Here is a 19,632-nt window from a genome sequence, read left to right as displayed (position 1 = left end):
CAGTGCAGGCTTCGGACAGATGGTTGGCCGCGCGTGCATCCGCGCGAACCGCGCCGAGAATGAAGCGGCGCGCGCTACCGAACGATGTCTCTCCGGAGTGGGATGGTTACATCTGTAAGAATGAAGACCGCTCGTGGGCGCAAAGCGGACATATGCGTTTCAATCCGCACTCCGCAGTTCGTTCATCGCGCCCTGCGATCGCAACTCATCGCGCGACCGGCGCTTCGCATCGGCTAGAAGAATCCGGCGCTGAGATCCAATCCTGCGGTCAGCGACAACAGCCACACGAACACAACAGCTCCGCAGAGCAACGCGATCTGCCTGAGGAGATCTGCCCGCAGCGATGTTGTGGGAAACGCCCGCACGAAAGCGTTTGCGATGGCGGCGATGACGAGAGCCCGCATGGCAACTCCGGGCGGCGCTATTGGCCTGATAACATCGAGCGACGCGCCTCTCGCACGTGCTCGCGCTGCTGCTGTCGATGTCTGTGCGCTTGTTCGATCTCCCAAAAGGCCCGGACGAAACACGCTCCAAGGCAGGCTGAAATCACCACGAGCATGAACGCCTTATCGCTGGCGGTCTGAATCATGAAATGTCCAATGCAAATCAAACTTCAAAGCCAAAGAAACGCGCTGAAAAGCGGCTCAATCAGGGAATGTTGACGCTCGGCATCGGCCCCGTCGGGCGGATCGACATCCTGGCCGGTGGCTCCTGCGCGAGCGCTGCGAGTGCAACCAGAACAGCGGATGACAGGGCGACGAAAAAGCCGAGGCGCCATCGCCTCTCCGTCCGCTCGTCGTCGGACCTCTCGATCCGGCGCGTGCCCGTTGTCGTGCGCATCGTTGATCTCCGAATATCGTTACGGCGGGAGGCCCGTCCCCAGCACCCGCGCCGAATATCGCGTCACGCGATGCGTCTGAAAACTACCTAGAAAGGTGGTCCGCCGTACCTTATGAAGGTTCACGCAGGTCGGCGACCTGCACGCGCTTTGGAAACGACATGCAGCTCTCCACGGATCCTTCCGGTCCGCAAAATCTAGAAGTCTACGCACTCTGGGATCAACTCGCCGACTTCTCGGTCGGCGACGCCGACGCCGCGCTGACACACTTGCTGTCCGCATTGTGCACCATGTTGTCGGCACGCAATGCGCTATGGGGTGTGGTCGTGCGATTGCCTTCGCCGAAGCGAGCCGATCCCCTGCTCGGCTGGCGTCCGCGCCTCGTCCGGGTGCTGGACCCGATACCGGCGGTGGCAGCATCGGTGCAGAAGCAATACGACACGCTCTGGTCCGACAACGTCGACCTCTCCCAGATTCTCTCCATGTCGGGAGATGAGCCGTTCCGCGTCCGCCTCCTGTTCGAAGCGCTGCCGCCGGAATGGTTCGACGGCGAGCACTATCGGCGGCACTATCTGGACGTCGGCTTCGCCGACAGCGTTTCCGTCCGCATTGCGCTCAACGACGACGTGAGGATTCGCCTGTTCGTGTTTCGCGACGCGCAGGCCCCCCGCTTCTCGGCGCAGGACGCCCAGCGCCTGGGCTTCACCATGCGCGGGTTGAGATGGTTTCACCGGCAACAACTGCTCAGCCACGGCCTGCTCATCGCCAACGCGCCCCTGACACCGACCGAGCGCAAGGTGTTGCTAGCCCTGCTCGACGGGCACACGGAAAAGCAGATCGCGCAGAAGCTCGACCAGAGCCCGAACACCACGCACTTCCACGTCAAGTCGATCTACGGCAAGTTCGGCGTGCGCAATCGCGCGGCGCTCACCGCGCTGTGGCTCGGCAAGCTGCGATGAGGAACGCGCCGAGGGATCGCGATGCCGCCGATCAGCTTGCGGGCGTAAAGCAGATACGGGCTGGCTCATCACCTGATCTTCACTTGCTGTTGGGCCTGATGGCATCAACAGTGCCCTGGATGAAGGCCTGGAGTTTGCCGATGTCTCCTTCCCTCAACTTGCCGCTGAAGTCAGGCATGCCCTGGTCGCGGAATGGACCATGGAAGACGATGTCTCTCAGATTGTTGATCGTGTCGGCGCCGACATAGCCGAGATTGATGATGTTGCCGCCGCGACCGACGCCGGGCACGCCGTGGCAGGCGACGCAGGCCGCCGTGACATAGATCTCCGCGCCTTCCTTGATGTCTTTCGGATCGTACTTTACGCCCTGCAGCAGACCTTCGGTCTGATACCTGACGAAGGCCGGCAGCTTCGCCGTGCCGCCGAGCGCGTAGGTGTAGATCGTTCCGGGGTTCTGGTACTCGGTCGCGCGATGCGCCAGGCCGTAGGAGCCGCCCCAGCCGACCGCGATCGAGATGTATTGCCTGTCACCGACCATGTAGGTTGCGGCAGCCGCCATCGCGCCGGTCCCGGTCGGGATCTCCCACAGCCTGGTGCCGTTTGTCGCGTCATAAGCGACGAAGCGGCCATCCGCCGTCCCCTGGAAAACCAGATTGCCGGCCGTGGTCAGCGTGCCGCCGTTCCAAGGCGACACGTGCTCGACGCGCCAGACTTCCTTTTGATGCACGGGATCCCAGGCGAGCAGACGTCCGAATGGGGCCGACGTCGGCGGGTTGAAAACGAAGCCGATATTTCCGCCCATGATGGAGCCGAGCTTGCCTGGCGCAGCGGCATTCTGCACAAACGACTTTTCCGGCGTCAGATTGACCGGGATGTGCTGCGCCGGAAGGTAGACGAGGCCGGTCTGCGGATTGAAGGACATCGGCTGCCAGTTGTGGGCGCCGTCCGGTCCCGGAATGGACTCGTATTGATCCGCGTCGCGCGCCGCCGGCAGCTCGATGGGCCGCCCGTTGGCGTCGTATCCCGTCGCCCAGCTCACGTCGACGAAGTTCTTCGCCGAGATGAACTTGCCGTTGGTGCGATCGATGACGAAGAAGAAGCCGTTCTTCGGCGCGTGCAGGATCACCTTGCGCGGCACACCGTCGATCTTGATATCGGCGAGGATCATCGGCTGGGTCGACGTATAGTCCCAATTGTCGCCGGGCGTCTCCTGGTAGTGCCAGATATACCGGCCTGTGTCGGCGTTGAGCGCGACGATGGAGGCGAGATAAAGATTGTCGCCACCCGACGGACTGCGCAGCTTGCGATTCCAGGGACCGCCGTTGCCGGTGCCGACATAGATCATGTTCAGGTCGGGATCGAACGTGATCGTGTCCCACGGCGCGCCACCGCCTCCGTTGATCCAATATTTGCCGGCGGGATCCCAGGTCTTCGCCGCGGCTTTCATCGAAGCGTCCTCGAACGGCTTCGACGGATCCCCGGGCACGGTGAACCAGCGCCAGAGTTGATGACCCGTCTCGCTGTCGTACGCCGTGACATAGCCGCGCACACCATATTCGGCACCGCTCTGGCCGATCACGACCTTGCCGTTGAAGACGCGCGGCGCGCCGGTGATCGTGTAGGAATGCGCGTGATCGATCAGCGTGTCCGTTTCCCAGACCTTAGCTCCGGTCGCGGCATCGAGCGCGATCAGGCGTCCGTCATAGGCTGCGACGAAGACCCTGCCCTTGTAGAGGGCGAGGCCGCGGCTGACAGCGTCGCAGCACCCCCGATAGGTCTTCGACCGGTCAACGCCCGGATCGTACGACCAGATTTTTGTCCCGGTCCGCGCGTCGATGGCATGGACCACGTTCCAGGGTGCCGCCTGATACATGATGCCGTCGACGACGAGGGGCGTTGCCTCGATGCCGCGCGACGATTCGAGATTGTAGCTCCAGACCAGGCCAAGGTTCTTCACGTTGTCGGTGTTGATCTGATTGAGCTTGCTGAACCGCGTTTCGGCGTAGTCGAGGCCGACTGTCGGCCAGTCCCAGGATGTTGTCGTATTGGCCTTGATGAAATCGCTGTCGACCCGCGAGATATCCGCCTTGATGCTATCAGGCGTCGCGCTCGTCCCGGTCTGCGCCCAAGCACCGGACGAGAGGGAAAGACCCACGAGGGATAGAACGATATGGAGCCGGCGGAAGGCGATCTGGATGTTGAACCGATTGCCCGACTCGTTTTCTGGCCATTGGCACGCTGTGTTGGATCGTCTCATGCTTCACCTTCTTCCGCACACGTCGAGACCACGATGCGCGCGAGCGCCCGCATCCGTTGAGATGGAGCGTCAACCCTGCAGCGACGGTGCTACTGAAGCATTTCAGTCCGGACGGACCTGATTGCAGTTGTAAGGCAGCTGTAAGAAAGCGTCCCGCGCCGAACGAAGGCGCCTCGGGAAAATTTTCAACCCGTGGTGGTCAAGCCCGGAGGTTTAGGCTAGCGTTTGGTGGCGTGAAAGCATTGGGACGGAATATCCGTCCTTGAAAGGACATGTTCATGAGACTGTCGTCAAAGTTTGTCGCGCCCTCAGCCTTCGCTTTCCTGTCAACTGTCATGCTGTGCGGCCCGGCCGCATCGCAACCCACACCAAATGCTCCCGTGCCGGTCCCCTCCGTCACGGTCGAGGCGCCGAAGCCCGCGGCAACGCCGAAACGGGTGGTCGATACCGGAGCATCGCGCCCGACATCGTCAACCCGTCACACACGATCGGCAAGTACGCAGCCATCAACCGCTCGAACACCGGCCCCCGCGCCGGATTCAGTCATGGGGAGGATCGCGAAGCTGGAGCGATCCGCCAGCAGTTGCAACGGCGGCTGTGAATCGAGCTTCCCACACGGCAAGGATCCCTGGGTTGGATGTAGCGGTCCGGGCGGCATATCCTCCAATGAGCCTTTCTCGCCAACGTGCAGAGACACCCTCACCTATACGTCCTACCTGAACTGCGTTGAAACCAAGGTGTTCCTGGGCGAAATCCGAAACAGAGCCTACTGGTTCTGCAGCAGCCTTTCCGCCGGCAACAAGTTCAAGGTCGCGGAGCTCAAGCGAACACGACAGCCGCGCTAGGGCGTCTTAATCCAGCGGGACGTTCAGACTGGTCCCCTTGGTGATGATGCCGCCGCGGTTGCCGATCTCGATCGAACCATAACGCTGCCTGAAGCAATCGGGCAGCGGCCGGTCGCCTACCATGCTGAGCCAGAGGCGCAACAAATGACGCTTCTGGCTTGCATTGGGCCAGTCGCGGAATCCGGTCCGGTCATGCAGCAAGGCATGATTGTAGACGAACTGCATGTCGCCCGGCTGCAGCCGCATGTCGAAATGCAGCACGGGATCATTTGCGAGCGCGTCGAAGAGATCGAGCGCCTCGACGTGAATAGGCGTCAGTCTCGGCGCATCGGGAAAGCGCTGCGCGCTGTCGATATACTGGCGCTGATAGAAGCCGGTCAGGAAGCCCGCGTGCCAATTCAGCACCGGGATTTCGAGATATGGCTTTTCGTTCTCCGGCACCTCCCCTCGCCGGTCCGTCGCGATGGGTTCGAACAGGAGGGCGGCAAGGTCGGGACGCCTGTCGAACATCGCGTTGTAGATGGTCGACGTACTGACGAGGAGAGAGTCTCCTCCCTCCATCGCCTCACGAATGCATAGGAGGCCAACCACGTCGGACGAATCCGTGTGGAATGTCTGCCGTTCCGACGTCTGATAAATCCGGGTGTTCGGATCCCTCGCGTCCGCGCCAATGTCGCGGACATGACCGAGAATGTGACCCGCCGCATTCTGGGACCGCGCCGAGCCGAGATGCGCGCCCACGCCGCAAAATATCGTCGCGGCAAACTCCTGGCTGTAATTTGCCACGGGCAGGCCGCGGATGACTTCGAAGCCGAGGCCGGTCAGCAACGTTGTCTTGAGCTCTTCCAGGTGCGCACTGAGGCGGGGAAGCGGAAAGCTTTCCTTGGTGATGTCGGCGATCTTCCTGGTCCGACCCAGATATGACTCAGCTGCGGCCTCGAGCTCGGCGATCTCGGCGCCCCCAAGCGATATCAACCATCGATCGGGATTGGCCTTCATCTCGGCACCGAGCCAGGCCGATGGGATGTCGATCTTCCCCTGCGGGCGATCGATCCCGCTGGTCGCTGAGACCACGTTCATAGTGCTGGCTCCGGGAAGATTGGTCGTCAGAAAGGACGTCGGACCATCGACGATATTGTGCCGACCATTTGTTTGCAACTTGGCAAGGCCAGATGCACTGATATCGCGCGAAGCGCCGACAGGCGACGTCGTTCAACGCGGCGGAACCATGCTGTCCGGCGCAAACTCGGTCGGCAGGCCGTCGATGCTGTTCATGTTCTTCAGCCGCCAGTATTTCCTGAGATTGTCCAGGCCCTGCTTGGTCCAGTAGCGCACGAGGCTGCCGCGCTCCTCCTTGTAATCGAACAGCGGCACGCCCATGCCGCACGACGTCTGCACGAGGTCGACCGAGAGCCGGACGATCTGGCGCGCGCCGGCAACGTCCTCGAACTGCGGAATGAGATCGTCGTAGTCCGGCGTGCCGCGCATCAGCGATCGGCCCTGGCCGTAGAGCCGCAGGATCATCGGCGCGCCCTCGAAGGCGCAGAACATGATGGTCAGGCGTTTGTCCTGCGAGGCGACCAGGTGCGCGCGGGTCTCGCTGCCGCTGCCGGTGCAATCGAGATAGGCGACGTCATTCTCCCCGAGCACCCGGAATGAGGACAGGCCTTTTGGAGAGACGTTGACGCGCCCCTTCGGCGGGGCGGTGGCGACGAAGAAGATCTTCTGCTGCGCGATGAACGCCGCGTGCTCCGGTTCGATCTTTGCGAATTGCTTGCCCATGCCCGTCCGTCCTCTGCGTGGCGACGAAGCCGAGACAAAGAGCATATCAAATGTACCGGTTTAAGGAGACATCTTATCCTGGTATAGATACCACCATGAAAGCTCAGGACCCGATCGCTCCGGCGCTCTCCCTCAGCGCGTTCCTGCGGGCGCTCCGGGAGCGCCAGTCTCCGGCGGAATTTGGCCTCGCCGCCGGACCACGGCGGCGGACGCCCGGGCTCCGCCGCGAGGAGGTCGCCCAGCTCTGCGGCTTGAGCGCCACCTGGTACACCTGGATCGAGCAGGGCCGCGACGTCTCGGTCTCCGCTGCAACACTGGCGCGCCTCGCTCGCGGACTTCGCCTGTCACGCGCCGAGCGCAGCTACCTGTTCGAGGTCGCGGGCAAGCGCGATCCCGAGCGGCCGGGCCACAGGGACGATCCGCCCGAGAGCGTGCTGGCCTGCGTCGATGCGATCGTCGGTCCCGCCTACATCCTCGATCGCAGCTGGGGCGCGCGGCGCTGGAACGCGAAAGCGTCCAGCCTGTTTGCAGGATGGCTCGATGCCGACGGCGAGAAGAATCTGCTGCGCTACATCTTCCTCAGGCCCGAGGCCCGAACGCTCATCCTCGACTGGACGTCCCGCGCGCAACGCGTCGTCGCGGAGTTCCGCGCCGCGGTGACCGGCTATTCCGACGATCCGGAGATTCGCCGCCTCGTCGACGAACTGCGCATTGGAAGCGCCGATTTCGCGCGTTGCTGGGAAGCACAGGGTGTCCTGGCACGCGAGGGCGGCGAGCGCGCGTTCAACCATCCGGCGATGGGAGTGCTGCACTATCAGCAGGTGTCGCTGTCGCTCGCGGGCTGGCCCGACTACCGGCTGACGATGCTGCTGCCTGCCCAACCTATCAGATCATAATGCTTCCCGAAGAAAGGACGACCGTGATCGCACCGGGCGCGCGCGCCCATGCTCGCACGGCTTTGTTGGCAGCCCGCAGAACCGAGGGGCGCAAGATTTGAACTGCATCGCGGATGGTCGCGCTGACCGGCTGACGGCCGATCCGTCCGCGCAGCCGAGCAACCCGGAGCGCGCGCACCATCGTTTCGGGATCGGGAAATTCTTCCTTATTTTGCAAAAGGCTCCAAATGAGACGTTTGAGATCGATCGTCTCCCGGTCAATTTGGGCGAACGATCCGTCTGCCGTGATGCAGGCATGGTCGGTCATGTCGTAAAAGACAAGGCCATCGTCTATTGCCACCATATCTCCATGACAGGCCAGATCGACGAAGAACAGTTGGTCTACCCCCCATCTTATCGACTCGTAGTTTCGCATTCGGCAGCCGGCTTTGATGACCTTGCTGTTGACCAGAAGGGTCGAAGGGACAATCCCGAGCAACCGCGTCTTGCCCGCCAGATAGAGATCTGCGAGGCACTCCTGACTCGAATACAGGTAAACGTCACTGCCTCGCCGATACCTTATGCCCTTGTCCTGCACCAGATGGGAGGTGGAGGTCATGAACGCCACGGCCGGGTAAGCCATCGCAAGTCCCGCGAAAATCCGGAGCGCCCCCGGCGCAAGCCAGTCATCGTCATGCAACAGTTTGATCCAGTGACCGCGGCACGAAAGCATCGCGTTGTTCGTGTTCTCGACCTGACCGCGGCCCTCACGGTTCTCGACGACCCGGATGCGGGGATCTCGGCGAGCATACTCGGACGAAACTTGCCAACTTTCGCCAGCCGGCTTTTCGTCATCACTGATGACCAATTCCCAATCGGAAAAATCCTGCCCCAGCACACTTTCGATCGCACGGCGCAGCATATCCGGACGGCGGAAGGTTGGTAGCGCGATCGAAATGAAGGGTCGGAGTTCCGAACGTCGGGCATTTCCGTTTCGATCAGTCTGAAGTGATCCCATCGGTGGCCCCTCATTCTTCGAAGCGGCTATTGGAACTCGCATCCGTTGGTCGAGCGCATCTGCAGGCATGATGAACGTTCTCGCACTGATCACGTTGAGATGGCCGATTGATGAACCGCGAGGGCGACAGCAGTCACCGTCCATTCGCATGAAGCACAGTGTCGCAGTCCGCGATTTCTGAGAGAGGAACCGCGTCATATGCGGGAGATGGTTTTACAATTTGCAGTTGATGTGTTTGACGCCCCGCGTCCGCGATGACACAGGCGCGGCGACTTCCGCTTTGGAATCGAAAGCCGACACGTCCCGACCAGCTTCGATCCGCAGCTAGGCGATCAACTGCCTCGCCGCCGCAGAGATCATCACGAGCCCGCCCGTGATCACGGCGACGTCGAGGATCGCGGCGTGGATATGCACGGGCATCCGCTCGACGAAGGCCTTTGCGAGGAAGGCGCCGGGGATCGCGATGCCGCCGATCAGCAGCGCGAAGGCGAGCACCTGCGCGGTGACGGCGCCGGCGAGACCAAACACCGAGATCTTGATCAGGCCGGTGCCGAGCGAGATCAGCGCGTCGGTCGCGATCACGGTGGCACCTTCGAGGCCCGCGGCCATCAGCAGCGACAGCAGGATCACGCCGGAGCCGGAGGTGCCGCCGACCAGCACGCCGTAGCCGACCGAGCCGGCGGCAAGGCCGCTGTCACCGATCCTGACCTCGCGGCGACGAAGCACGCGGCGCAGCGGCACGCTCAGGATCAGCATGGTCCCGATCACGATGGCCGCGCCCGCATTGGTGAGGCGCGTATAGCCATAAGCGCCGAGCGCGGTCGTCAGCGCCGCGCAGGCGAGCACGATCAGCGCGCGGCGGCGATCGACATAGCGGAGATAGGCGAGTGCGCGGCTGGAATTGGTGAGCATCGCGGAGATCGCGATGATCGGCACCACCGGCTCGGCGCCGACCAGCGGCACCAGCACTAGGGGCATCAGCGCGCCGGTGCCGTAACCGGCGAGACCACCGATGATCGAAGCAAACAACGCCATCAACGCGACCAGCAGAAGCTGAAAGATCGAGATGTCGGCGAAGCCCGAAACGATGGTCACGTTCTCTCATCGCGGCTGACGCGTGCCGCAGCTTGATCGGCGATGGAAGCGAGTGCGGCTTCGTCTAGTGGAAAATCCGCCGCAAGCCAAGCGTCCTCGGCCAATGTCAACACATGTCCGAGCGCAGGCCCTTCCTTGACTCCGCGCGCGATGAAGTCGGCGGCACGAAGCGGAAATTTCGGCGCAGTCCAGTCCTGCGGCAGCTCGGCGAGCGTGCGCCAGTACGCCGAATTCACGTCGCTGCCGGTCCGCGCCCAGCCGAGCAACACGCGATCGTGATAGCGCTCCGCGCCGAGCCGGTAGAGCAGCCGCCGCGCATGGGCTTCGTCCATGGCGGCAAACCGCCACCAGCGGTGTCCCATCGAATCCAGCGCCTTGGTCTCGGCATTGGAGAGACGCAGCCGCGTCGCGACGCGCTTGGCGTCTTCCGTCACGGCCACCGTCAGCGCGGCGAGGCGCCGCGTGCTGCTGGCGGTGAGGCCGAGTTCGCGCTCGATCGCGATCATCGTCGTCAGCGGCCCGGTATAGGCAACGCCGCCGATCAGCGCCTGCAGCAATCCGCCGTCGGCCATGGCGAGCGCTGCCGCGGATGCGCCGCCGGCCAGCAGCAGCTTCAGCATCTCCATCCGCACCCGTTCGGCCGAAAGGGCGGCGAGGCCGGCACGCCCGCGAATGCAGGCGAGATTGCCGTCGCGGTCGGGATCGCCGGCGCCGAAGGCGGCGTGGATGCGAAAGAAGCGCAGAATGCGCAAATAGTCTTCGGCGATGCGCTGGTCGGGATCGCCGATGAAGCGCACGCGGCGCGCTTTGGCATCGGCGATGCCGCCGACATAGTCGTAGACGACGCCGCGCGCGTCGACCGACAGGCCGTTCATGGTGAAGTCGCGCCGCTCGGCGTCCTTGACCCAGTCGCGGCCGAACGCGACCTTGGCCTTGCGGCCGAAGGTCTCGGTGTCCTCGCGCAGCGTCGTGACTTCGTAAGGCACACTGTCGATGACGAGCGTGATGGTGCCGTGCTCGATGCCGGTCGGTACGCTCTTGATGCCGGCCTTTTTGGCGCGCCGGACCACTTCCTCCGGCAGCGCCGTGGTCGCGATGTCGATGTCGCCGGGCACGAGGCCGAGCAGCGCGTTGCGGACGGCGCCGCCGACCACCCGCGCCTCTTCGCCGTCCCTGCCCAGCAATTGCAGCACGCGCGCGGTGCCGCCTGCAGTCAACCAGGGCGCATCGGCGAGTATCGGCTCCGCGCTCATCGTTCCGCCCCTATCTTTCCGTGCCCGGCACGAGCTTGCCGTTCTCGATATGGGCGGGAATGTAGGTCGAATCCGGTGCGGCGCCCGAGAAATGTGCGAGCCCGACCAGGCCCGCGATGACGAGCACCAGCGCGCACAGGATGAGGCGCGCGACGACCGTGACCGGCCAGGACGAGCGCGCGAACAGGCCGGAGCGGGTGGCGGCGAGGAACAACGCATAGACGGCAAAGGGGATGAGGAAGATTCCGATCTCGGTCAGAACCGTCCGGATCATGATGAATAGATCCGCTCATACAGCACACGCAGCATTCCGGCCGTCGCACCCCAGATGTAGCGCTCAGCAAACGGCATCGCGTAGTAGAAACGCTCCATGCCGCGGAACTCCTTGCTGTGCAGCTGGTGGTTCGCCGGATTCATCAGGAAGGATAGCGGCACCTCGAACGCATCATCAACCTCGGAATGGTTGATGGTGAGCTCGAAGCCGGGCCGCACCTTGGCGACCGTCGGCAGGATGCGGAAGCCGAAGCCGGTGCCGTAGAGATCGAGATAGCCGATCGGCTCGACGAAGTCCCTGGACAGGCCGACCTCCTCCTCGGCCTCGCGCAGCGCCGCATCGAGCGGCGAGGAATCGGTCGCGTCGATCTTGCCGCCGGGAAAGGCGATCTGGCCGGCATGGTCGTTGAGATGGGCCGAGCGCTGCGTCAGCAGGACGGTCGGCTCGGGACGATCGACCACGGCGATCAGGACCGCCGCGGGGCGCACCGGCTGCTCGCGCGCGACGATCTCCAGCATCTTGTCGGTACCGGGATCGCCCGAGGCCGGAATGATATTCGGGTCGAACAGGCCAGGCGGCACGTCGAAGTGCAGCCGCGCCCTGGAGCGGGCGAAGAAGTCCGCAGCGCCAAGGGCTGCCGGATCGCTCTTCAGGATAGGCTTGTTCAAAGCGCGGCCCTCACCTGCTCCGCATCGGCCATGGCGAAGAATTCGCCGGCCGACTCGACGCCGAACATCGGCTGGCCATCGACCATCCGCTCCTCGCCCATGTCAACCAGATCGTAATAGAGCGCGCGGGTGACCTTGGCCCAGAGATCGGCGCGGACATGCAGATAGGGCGTCAGCCCGCCGTCCCTGGCCTGCTCGAACCGGAGCCGGTGCGCGGCGTCGCAGGTAACCCAGTCGTCGACATTGGTGCGGAAGCTCAGCACGTGATGGTTGTCCTCGCCGCTCTTCAGCATCTCGACCGCCATGAACGGCGCGTCGTCAACGCGGATGCCGACCTTCTCCACCGGCGTGACCAGGAAATGCTTGTCGCCCTCGCGCTTGAGGATGGTCGAGAACAGCCGGACCAGGGCATGACGCCCGATTGGCGTCCCCATGTAGAACCAAGTACCATCGGAGGCGATTCGAATGTCGAGATCGCCGCAAAACGGCGGATTCCACAGATGCACCGGAGGCAGGCCCTTTTTGGCGCCTTCGGCACTGGCAGCACTTTTGGCAGCGGCAGTCAGCCCCTCAAGACCGCGTTCGGCGCTCTGCCCTTGGTTCGCCATGGTTTGCCCTGACTTTGTCATTTGGCACGATTGGTGCAGGTCTACGTTGTAAGTCGCTGTGCGGTTCCACCCCGGATTAGTCCGGTGTGGAGGTCGCCACTTCGTGATGCCCTACATACCCTTAAGCCGATAAGGTGGGGATAGGTTAATTCAACGAATACATGGCCTTCCTGCAAGTCTAGCATAGGGCCCATGTGATGGCGTGACGGCGCAAGCAAGTGCCCGCGCAAGACGACGACGCAGGAACGTGACGACGCGAGCGAGCCGCGTGGCAGGCTGAAGGAGCGAACGGATGGCGGAGAGTGTCGAGAAACTCGAAGACGGGATCGTCCGTTCGGCCGAGCAGGTGTCGGCCCAGATTCGCGCGGCGAAAGACGCGATCGGATCCGTCATCTTCGGCCAGGACCGCGTGATCGAGAACACGCTGGTCACGATCCTCTCCGGCGGCCACGCTCTGCTGATCGGTGTGCCTGGTCTGGCCAAGACCAAGCTGGTCGAGACGCTCGGCGTCACGCTCGGTCTCGATGCCAAGCGCATCCAGTTCACGCCCGATTTGATGCCGTCCGACATTCTCGGCGCTGAAGTGCTGGACGAGAGCACCGCAGGCAGGCGCGCCTTCCGCTTCATCGCAGGCCCGGTGTTCGCGCAGCTGCTGATGGCCGACGAGATCAACCGCGCCAGCCCGCGCACGCAGTCGGCGCTGCTGCAGGCGATGCAGGAGCAGCACATCACGGTCGCCGGCGCACGTCACGACCTGCCGAAACCGTTCCACGTGCTCGCCACGCAAAATCCGCTGGAGCAGGAAGGCACCTATCCGCTGCCCGAAGCCCAGCTCGACCGCTTCCTGATGGAAATCGACGTCGATTATCCCGATCGCGACGCCGAGCGCCGCATCCTGTTCGAGACCACCGGCGCCGAAGAGACGCTGGCGAAGGGCTCGATGAGCGCGGATGCGCTGATCACCGCGCAGCGGCTGGTGCGCCGCCTGCCGGTCGGCGATTCCGTGGTGGAGGCGATCCTGTCGCTGGTGCGCTCGGCCCGTCCGGGCGAGGAGAGCGGAGAAGCCGGCAAGTTCATCGCCTGGGGCCCCGGCCCGCGCGCCAGCCAATCGCTGATGCTCGCCGTGCGCGCCCGCGCGCTGATCGACGGACGCCTTGCGCCCTCGATCGACGACGTGCTCGATCTCGCTGAACCCATTTTGAAGCACCGCATGGCATTGACGTTCCAGGCGCGCGCCGAGGGGCGCACGATTCCGGACGTGATCAAGCAATTGAAAACACGGATCGGTTGATGGCTGCAGAGACCGGGCACACAGCGAAGGAGATCATCGCGATCCGACGTGCCGATGGCGAAAGCCGTACGCTCGCCGCTTCGCTGCCGCGCCTGGTGCTTGAGGCCCGCCGCATCGCCGCCAACGTCATTCACGGCCTGCACGGCCGGCGCCGCGCCGGCTCCGGCGAGAATTTCTGGCAATACCGCCGCTTCGTCTCGGGCGAGCCGGCGCAGAATGTCGACTGGCGCCGCTCCGCACGCGACGATCATCTCTATGTCCGCGAGCTCGAATGGGAAGCCTCACACACGGTGTGGATCTGGCCCGACCGCTCGCCGTCGATGGCGTTCGCCTCGAAGACCGCGCGTGAGTCCAAACTGGAGCGCACGCTGATCGTCGCCTTCGCGCTGGCCGAGCTGCTGGTCGCGGGCGGTGAACGCGTCGGCATTCCCGGGCTGATGGCGCCGACCACGAGCCGCAGCGTGATCGACAAGATGGCACAGGCGATGCTGCATGACGATGCCGACCGGCTGAGCCTGCCGCCGTCCTTCGTGCCCGCGGCGCTGGCCGAGATCATCGTGCTGTCGGACTTCTGGTCGCCGATCACCGAGATCAGGACGACGCTCGCAGGGCTCTCCGGCTCCGGCGCGCATGGCACGCTGGTGCAGGTCGTCGATCCCGCCGAGGAGACGTTCCCCTATTCCGGCCGCATCGAGTTCGTCGAGCCCGAGGGCTTTGGCGTGATCACCGCCGGCCGCGCCGAGAGCTGGGCGCAGGATTACACCGCGCGGCTCGCGCTGCACCGTGACCAGATCCGTGCCGAGACCTCCAAGCTCGACTGGCTGTTCACGACCCATGCGACCGACCGCTCCGCCGCCGAGTTGCTGCTGTACCTGCATGCGGGCATGCAGGTGAGCAAGTCCGGCGCTCGCGCCACCACGATCAAGGCGGGGCCGGCCGCATGATGGGATTGCCGCTCGCCTTCACCGAACCGCTGCTCCTGATCGGCCTCGTCAGCCTTCCGGTGCTGTGGTGGCTGCTGCGCGTGATGCCGCCGCGGCCGCGCCGGATCGAGTTTCCACCGACGCGCCTGCTGTTCGACATCGCGCCACGGGAGGAGACCCCGTCGCGGACACCGTGGTGGCTGACGGCGCTGCGCCTCCTGGCCGCCGCGCTCGTCATTTTCGCCGCCGCCGGCCCGATCTGGAATCCGCAAGTCGGCGCCGCCGGCAGCAAGGCGCCGCTGATGATCATGCTCGACGACGGCTGGAGCGCCGCATCGAACTGGGATGTCAGGCTGAGGGCCGCGGACGAACTGATCGCCAATGCCGACAACGACCGCCGCGCCATCGCGCTGGTGCCGCTGTCCGAGCCGAACCGCGACATCACCCTGATGCCGGCGGGCGCCGCGCGCGTCGCACTGCGGCAGATCGCGCCGAAGCCCTATTCGATCGATCGCGTCGAAACCCTCGCCGCGGTCGACCGTTTCCTCAAGGCCACCGGCGATTGCGAGATCGCCTGGCTGTCCGACGGCGTCGATACCGGCCGCGGCGACGAGTTCGTGCAGGCCCTCGGCAAGACCATCGGCGATCGCAGCCTGACCGTGTTCGAGGGCGGCACCTCCTCGCCGCTGGCGCTGGTCGCGGCCGAGAACGCCGCCGCCAAGATGACGGTGAAGGTGCTGCGCACCGACAGCGGCATCGCGGTCGGCAGCGTGCGCGCGCTGGACCAGAAGGCCTCGCCGATCGCCGAAGCGCGTTATTCGTTCGGCCCGCAGGACAAGGAGACCGAGGCCTCGTTCGACCTGCCGGTCGAGCTGCGCAACGACATCACGCGGCTCGAGATCACGGGCGAGCGCTCCGCCGGCGCGGTGCAGCTGCTCGACAAGCGCTGGCGCCGCCGCGCCATCGGCATCGTCACCGGCACGACCAGCGAGACCGCCCAGCCGCTGCTGGCACCGACCTTCTATCTCACGCGCGCGCTGGCGCCGTTCGCCGACGTGCGGCTGGCCGACCGCGGCTCGCCGCAGCAGGGCATCACCCAGTTCCTCGACCAGAAGCTGCCGATGATCATCCTCGCCGACGTCGGCACGGTGGCGCCGGAGCTGCGCGATCGCCTCAATGCCTGGGTCGACCAGGGCGGCGTGCTGGTGCGCTTCGCAGGTCCCCGCCTCGCGCAGGCCGAGGACGATCTCGTTCCGGTCAAGCTGCGCAAGGGCGGCCGCACGCTCGGCGGCAGCCTGACCTGGGAAAAGCCGCAGCACCTCGCTTCGTTCACCGCTGACGGACCGTTTGCCGGCGTCGCGGTCCCCAAGGACGTCACCATCAACCGCCAGGTCCTCGCCGAGCCCGACGCCGTGCTCGCCACCAAGAGCTGGGCCTCGCTGGAAGACGGCACGCCGCTCGTCACCGGCGAGCATCGCGGCAAGGGCATCGTCAGCCTGTTCCATGTCAGCGCCGACATGCGCTGGTCGGATCTGCCGATGTCGGGCACCTTCGTCGAGATGCTGCGGCGGATCGTCGACATGTCCGGCTATACCGCCAAGCCCGGCGCAGGCCCTGCCGGCGAAGCCACCACCGAAACGGTCGCGCCGCTGCACATCCTCGACGGCTTCGGCGCGTTCGGCCCGCCGCCGGCGACCGCAAAGCCGCTGCCCGCGGATTACCGCGACCGCGCCACACCCGATCATCCGCCGGGCTTCTATGGTCCGGCTGAAGGACCTCTCGCCGTGAACACGCTTGCCGCCGCCGACCGCATCGCAGCCCTGAACACCGCGAGCCTGCGCGCCCGGCACGCCACCTACACCAATGCCGAGCCGCGCGATCTGCGCGGCTGGCTGCTCTCGACGGCGCTGGCGCTGTTCCTGGTCGACGCCATCATCGTCGCGGTGCTCGGCGGCGCCATCGCCGCGCTGCTGCGCCGGCGCGCCGCGACCGCAGCGATCGTGCTCGGCTTGATGCTGGCCGGCCTGGTGTCGCTCGCGCCGACGCCGTCCTATGCCGACAACGCCTCCGACGAGTTCGCGATGAAGGCGGTGTCGCAGACCCGCCTCGCCTATGTCGTCACCGGCAATGCCGACGTCGATTCCATCGTCAAGGCCGGGCTATCAGGACTGACGCTGTTCCTGGCGCAGCGCACCGCGCTCGAGGCCGGCGATCCCGTCGGCATCGATCCTTCGCGCGACGAGCTCGCCTTCTTCCCGCTGATCTACTGGCCGATCGTGCCCGGCGCGCCCAAGCCGCCGCAGGACGCCATCAACAAGATCGACGCCTATATGAAGCAGGGCGGCACCGTGCTGTTCGACACCCGCGACGCGATCGAGGCGCCGCCCGGCGAGAACGGCGCCGCGCAGACGCCGGGGATGCAGACGCTTCGCCAGATCCTGTCCTCGCTCGACGTGCCCGAGCTCGAGCCGGTGCCGCGCGAGCACGTGCTGACCAAGACCTTCTACCTGCTGCGCGACTTCCCCGGGCGCTTCAACAGCGGCCAGACCTGGGTCGAGAGCCTGCCGCGCGAGGAAGACGACGACAGCGCGCAGCGGCCGGCCCGCGGCGGCGACGGCGTCTCGCCGATCATCATCACCTCGAACGACCTTGCCGGCGCCTGGGCCGTGCGCCCCGACGGTCAGTACATGCTGCCGGTCGCCGGCGGCGACGCCCGCCAGCGCGAATTCGCCTACCGCGCCGGCGCCAACATCGTCATGTACACGCTGACCGGCAACTACAAGGCCGACCAGGTGCACGCACCGGCCCTGATCGAACGGTTGGGGCAATAGGATCAATATGAATTACGGCATCGCGTTCACGCCGCTTGTTCCCGCGATCGTCCTGTGGCTCGCGCTGGCCGCGATCATCGTCATCGCGATCGTGCTGCTGGTGTCGCGGGCGCGCGGCGCAGCCGTGCGCGTGGCGGCGCTGGCGCTGTTCCTGCTGGCGCTCGCCAACCCCTCCTTCACCCGCGAGGACCGCGATCCCCTCACCTCGGTCGCCGCCATCGTCGTCGACAAGAGCCCGAGCCAGAATTTCGGCAACCGCAATCGCGAGGCCGCCCAGGCGCAGGAAGCGCTGGTCGACAGCCTGAAGAAGATCAAGGGCCTCGAGGTCCGCGTCGTCGACGCCGGACAGGCCGACGGCGAGACCGACGGCACCAAGCTGTTCGGCGCGCTCGCATCGGTGCTGGCGGACGTGCCGGTCGACCGCGTCGCCGGCGCGTTCCTGATCACCGACGGCCGCGTCCATGACATTCCCGCAAACGCCGCCGCACTCGGCTTCCAGGCGCCGGTGCACGCGCTGATCACCGGACAGAAGGACGAGCGCGACCGCCGCATCGCGATCACCGCGGCGCCGCGCTTCGGCATCGTCGGGCAGACCCAGACCATCACCTACCGCCTCGACGACCAGGGCGTCTCCGGCGAGCGCGCCAAGGTCACGATCCGCCGCGACGGCGAGGTCATCAACGAGCGCCAGCTGTCGAGCGGCCAGAGCGCCAGCGTCGACGTCGACATCAAGCATGCCGGTCCGAACATCGTCGAGATCGAGGCCTCCCCGCTCGAGCGCGAGCTGACGCCCGTGAACAACCGCGCCGTCGTCTCGATCGACGGCGTGCGCGACAAGCTGCGCGTGCTCTTGGTCTCGGGCGAGCCGCATTCCGGCGAGCGCACCTGGCGTAACCTGCTGAAGTCCGACGCCAGCGTCGATCTCGTGCACTTCACCATTCTGCGTCCGCCGGAGAAGCAGGACGGCACGCCGATCAACGAATTGTCGCTGATCGCGTTTCCGACCCGCGAGCTGTTCCAGCAGAAGATCAACGAATTCCAGCTGATCATCTTCGACCGCTACGCCCGCCAGGGCGTGCTGCCGATCGCCTATTTCGACAACATCGCGCGCTATGTGCGCGCGGGCGGCGCGGTGCTGGTCTCGGCCGGTCCCGACTATGCCTCCAACACCAGCATCTGGCGCACGCCGCTGGATTCGGTGCTGCCGGCCGAGCCGGTCGGCGTGACCGAGAAGCCGTTCTATGCGCATCTGTCCGACATCGGCAAACGCCACCCCGTCACGCGCGGGCTGGAAGGCTCGGCGTTCGAGCCGCCGCACTGGAGCCGCTTCTTCCGCACCGTCGACACCCGCAATGCCGTCAACCCGCCGGTCATGACCGGCGTCGACGGCAAGCCGCTGCTGTTCCTGTCGCGCTTCGGCGAGGGGCGCGTCGCGCTGCTGCTCTCCGACCACATCTGGCTGTGGGCGCGCGGCTATGAAGGCGGTGGCCCGCATCTCGATCTGCTCAGGCGGATGTCGCACTGGCTGATGAAGCAGCCCGACCTCGACGAGGAGGCGCTGCGCCTGCAGGTACAGGGCAAGGATCTCGTCGTGGTGCGCCAGACCATGGCGGACAGCGTCCAGCCGGTCAGCGTCACCTCGCCCTCGGGCGTGTCGCACGATCTGACGCTGAGCCCCGGCGATCCCGGCGAGTGGCGCGCCAGCCTGCCGGCGAGCGAGCTCGGCCTGTGGCAGGCGACCGACGGCACGCTGAAGGCGCTGATCAATGTCGGCCCGACCAATCCGAAGGAATTCTCGGAAGTCACCTCGACCACCGAAACCCTGAAGCCGCTGACGCAGGCGACCGGCGGCAATGCCGTGCGCGTGGCCAGCGGCTCCAGCGTCGAGCTGCCCCGCATCGTGCCGGTACGCTCGGCCAGCATCTTCGCCGGCGACGGCTGGATGGGCGTGCGGATGCGCGACGCCAGCGTCGTGAAGGGCGTCGGCGTGCTGCCGATCTTCGCCGGCCTGATCGGCCTGTTGCTGCTGCTCGGCGCATTCGCCGCCACCTGGGTCCGCGAGGGGCGCTAGTTGCCCGAACGACACATCGGATCGGCTGCCTGCGTGCGCCGGTC

17 protein-coding genes are annotated in these 19,632 nt (G+C 65.3%); 6 read left to right on the top strand and 11 right to left on the bottom strand.

What is annotated here, in order from left to right:
* Nucleotides 1-233 precede the first annotated feature (233 nt).
* On the bottom strand, nucleotides 234-404 hold the full coding sequence (locus tag VGR99_RS15115) for a response regulator (RefSeq protein ID WP_326899272.1): 171 nt from the start codon (nucleotides 402-404) through the stop codon (nucleotides 234-236).
* Between the two features lie 244 nt (nucleotides 405-648).
* On the bottom strand, nucleotides 649-840 hold the full coding sequence (locus VGR99_RS15110) for a hypothetical protein (RefSeq protein WP_326899271.1): 192 nt from the start codon (nucleotides 838-840) through the stop codon (nucleotides 649-651).
* A gap of 159 nt (nucleotides 841-999) precedes the next feature.
* Here VGR99_RS15110 and VGR99_RS15105 point away from each other — a divergent pair, with 159 nt between their 5' ends.
* The gene (locus VGR99_RS15105) at nucleotides 1,000-1,797 is read left to right on the top strand and encodes a helix-turn-helix transcriptional regulator (RefSeq protein ID WP_326899270.1); all 798 of its coding nucleotides are present in this window, start codon (nucleotides 1,000-1,002) and stop codon (nucleotides 1,795-1,797) included.
* Nucleotides 1,798-1,876: 79 nt separating this feature from the next.
* Here the strand turns inward: VGR99_RS15105 and VGR99_RS15100 are convergent, their stop codons facing one another.
* The 3 genes from VGR99_RS15100 to VGR99_RS15090 all read right to left on the bottom strand — a co-directional run bounded on the left by VGR99_RS15100 (nucleotide 1,877) and on the right by VGR99_RS15090 (nucleotide 6,681).
* Nucleotides 1,877-4,054: a PQQ-dependent dehydrogenase, methanol/ethanol family gene (locus VGR99_RS15100; protein WP_326899269.1), complete on the bottom strand. Its 2,178-nt coding sequence runs from the start codon at nucleotides 4,052-4,054 to the stop codon at nucleotides 1,877-1,879.
* 851 nt (nucleotides 4,055-4,905) lie between these two features.
* Nucleotides 4,906-5,979, bottom strand: a complete 1,074-nt coding sequence (locus VGR99_RS15095; protein WP_326899307.1) for a TauD/TfdA family dioxygenase — start codon at nucleotides 5,977-5,979, stop codon at nucleotides 4,906-4,908.
* 132 nt (nucleotides 5,980-6,111) lie between these two features.
* On the bottom strand, nucleotides 6,112-6,681 hold the full coding sequence (locus VGR99_RS15090; protein WP_326899268.1) for a pyridoxamine 5'-phosphate oxidase family protein: 570 nt from the start codon (nucleotides 6,679-6,681) through the stop codon (nucleotides 6,112-6,114).
* A gap of 95 nt (nucleotides 6,682-6,776) precedes the next feature.
* Between VGR99_RS15090 and VGR99_RS15085 the strand changes: the two genes are divergently transcribed.
* The gene (locus VGR99_RS15085; RefSeq protein ID WP_326899267.1) at nucleotides 6,777-7,577 is read left to right on the top strand and encodes a helix-turn-helix transcriptional regulator; all 801 of its coding nucleotides are present in this window, start codon (nucleotides 6,777-6,779) and stop codon (nucleotides 7,575-7,577) included.
* On the opposite strand, the gene VGR99_RS15080 is transcribed toward VGR99_RS15085, so the two are convergent.
* The 6 genes from VGR99_RS15080 to VGR99_RS15055 form a co-directional block, all read right to left on the bottom strand.
* Nucleotides 7,567-8,574 (bottom strand): glycosyltransferase family 2 protein, encoded by a 1,008-nt coding sequence (locus VGR99_RS15080; RefSeq protein WP_326899266.1) that lies wholly within the window; start codon nucleotides 8,572-8,574, stop codon nucleotides 7,567-7,569. The genes VGR99_RS15085 and VGR99_RS15080 overlap by 11 nt on opposite strands.
* 324 nt (nucleotides 8,575-8,898) lie before the next feature.
* Nucleotides 8,899-9,669, bottom strand: coding sequence for a sulfite exporter TauE/SafE family protein (locus VGR99_RS15075; RefSeq protein ID WP_326899265.1), 771 nt, complete (start codon nucleotides 9,667-9,669; stop codon nucleotides 8,899-8,901).
* Entirely contained in the window at nucleotides 9,666-10,922 is a 1,257-nt protein-coding gene (locus VGR99_RS15070) for a CCA tRNA nucleotidyltransferase (RefSeq protein ID WP_326899263.1), read from the bottom strand. Before VGR99_RS15070 ends, VGR99_RS15075 begins: the two co-directional genes overlap by 4 nt.
* A 10-nt stretch (nucleotides 10,923-10,932) precedes the next feature.
* Entirely contained in the window at nucleotides 10,933-11,196 is a 264-nt protein-coding gene (locus VGR99_RS15065) for a DUF6111 family protein (RefSeq protein WP_326899261.1), read from the bottom strand.
* Entirely contained in the window at nucleotides 11,193-11,864 is a 672-nt protein-coding gene (locus VGR99_RS15060; protein ID WP_326899259.1) for a CoA pyrophosphatase, read from the bottom strand. The genes VGR99_RS15065 and VGR99_RS15060 overlap by 4 nt, the downstream gene beginning before the upstream one ends.
* A complete protein-coding gene (locus VGR99_RS15055) occupies nucleotides 11,861-12,472 on the bottom strand; it encodes a DUF1285 domain-containing protein (RefSeq protein ID WP_326899258.1) in 612 nt (203 codons plus the stop codon). Before VGR99_RS15055 ends, VGR99_RS15060 begins: the two co-directional genes overlap by 4 nt.
* Before the next feature lie 292 nt (nucleotides 12,473-12,764).
* On the opposite strand from VGR99_RS15055, the gene VGR99_RS15050 reads away from it, so the two are divergent.
* Genes VGR99_RS15050 through VGR99_RS15035 form a run of 4 tightly spaced genes read left to right on the top strand, consistent with a single transcriptional unit; the run spans nucleotide 12,765 to nucleotide 19,588 of the window.
* Nucleotides 12,765-13,763 (top strand): MoxR family ATPase, encoded by a 999-nt coding sequence (locus VGR99_RS15050; RefSeq protein WP_326899256.1) that lies wholly within the window; start codon nucleotides 12,765-12,767, stop codon nucleotides 13,761-13,763.
* Entirely contained in the window at nucleotides 13,763-14,707 is a 945-nt protein-coding gene (locus tag VGR99_RS15045) for a DUF58 domain-containing protein (protein WP_326899255.1), read from the top strand. The genes VGR99_RS15050 and VGR99_RS15045 overlap by 1 nt, the downstream gene beginning before the upstream one ends.
* Nucleotides 14,704-17,517 (top strand): DUF4159 domain-containing protein, encoded by a 2,814-nt coding sequence (locus VGR99_RS15040; RefSeq protein WP_326899254.1) that lies wholly within the window; start codon nucleotides 14,704-14,706, stop codon nucleotides 17,515-17,517. Before VGR99_RS15045 ends, VGR99_RS15040 begins: the two co-directional genes overlap by 4 nt.
* Nucleotides 17,518-17,524: 7 nt before the next feature.
* Nucleotides 17,525-19,588 (top strand): hypothetical protein, encoded by a 2,064-nt coding sequence (locus tag VGR99_RS15035; RefSeq protein WP_326899253.1) that lies wholly within the window; start codon nucleotides 17,525-17,527, stop codon nucleotides 19,586-19,588.
* Nucleotides 19,589-19,632 lie beyond the last annotated feature (44 nt).

The organism is Bradyrhizobium sp. (assembly GCF_035935975.1).
GTDB lineage: Bacteria > Pseudomonadota > Alphaproteobacteria > Rhizobiales > Xanthobacteraceae > Bradyrhizobium.
The sequence above is the reverse complement of the archived record's forward strand: the minus strand, read 5'-3'. Positions and strand labels throughout refer to the sequence as shown.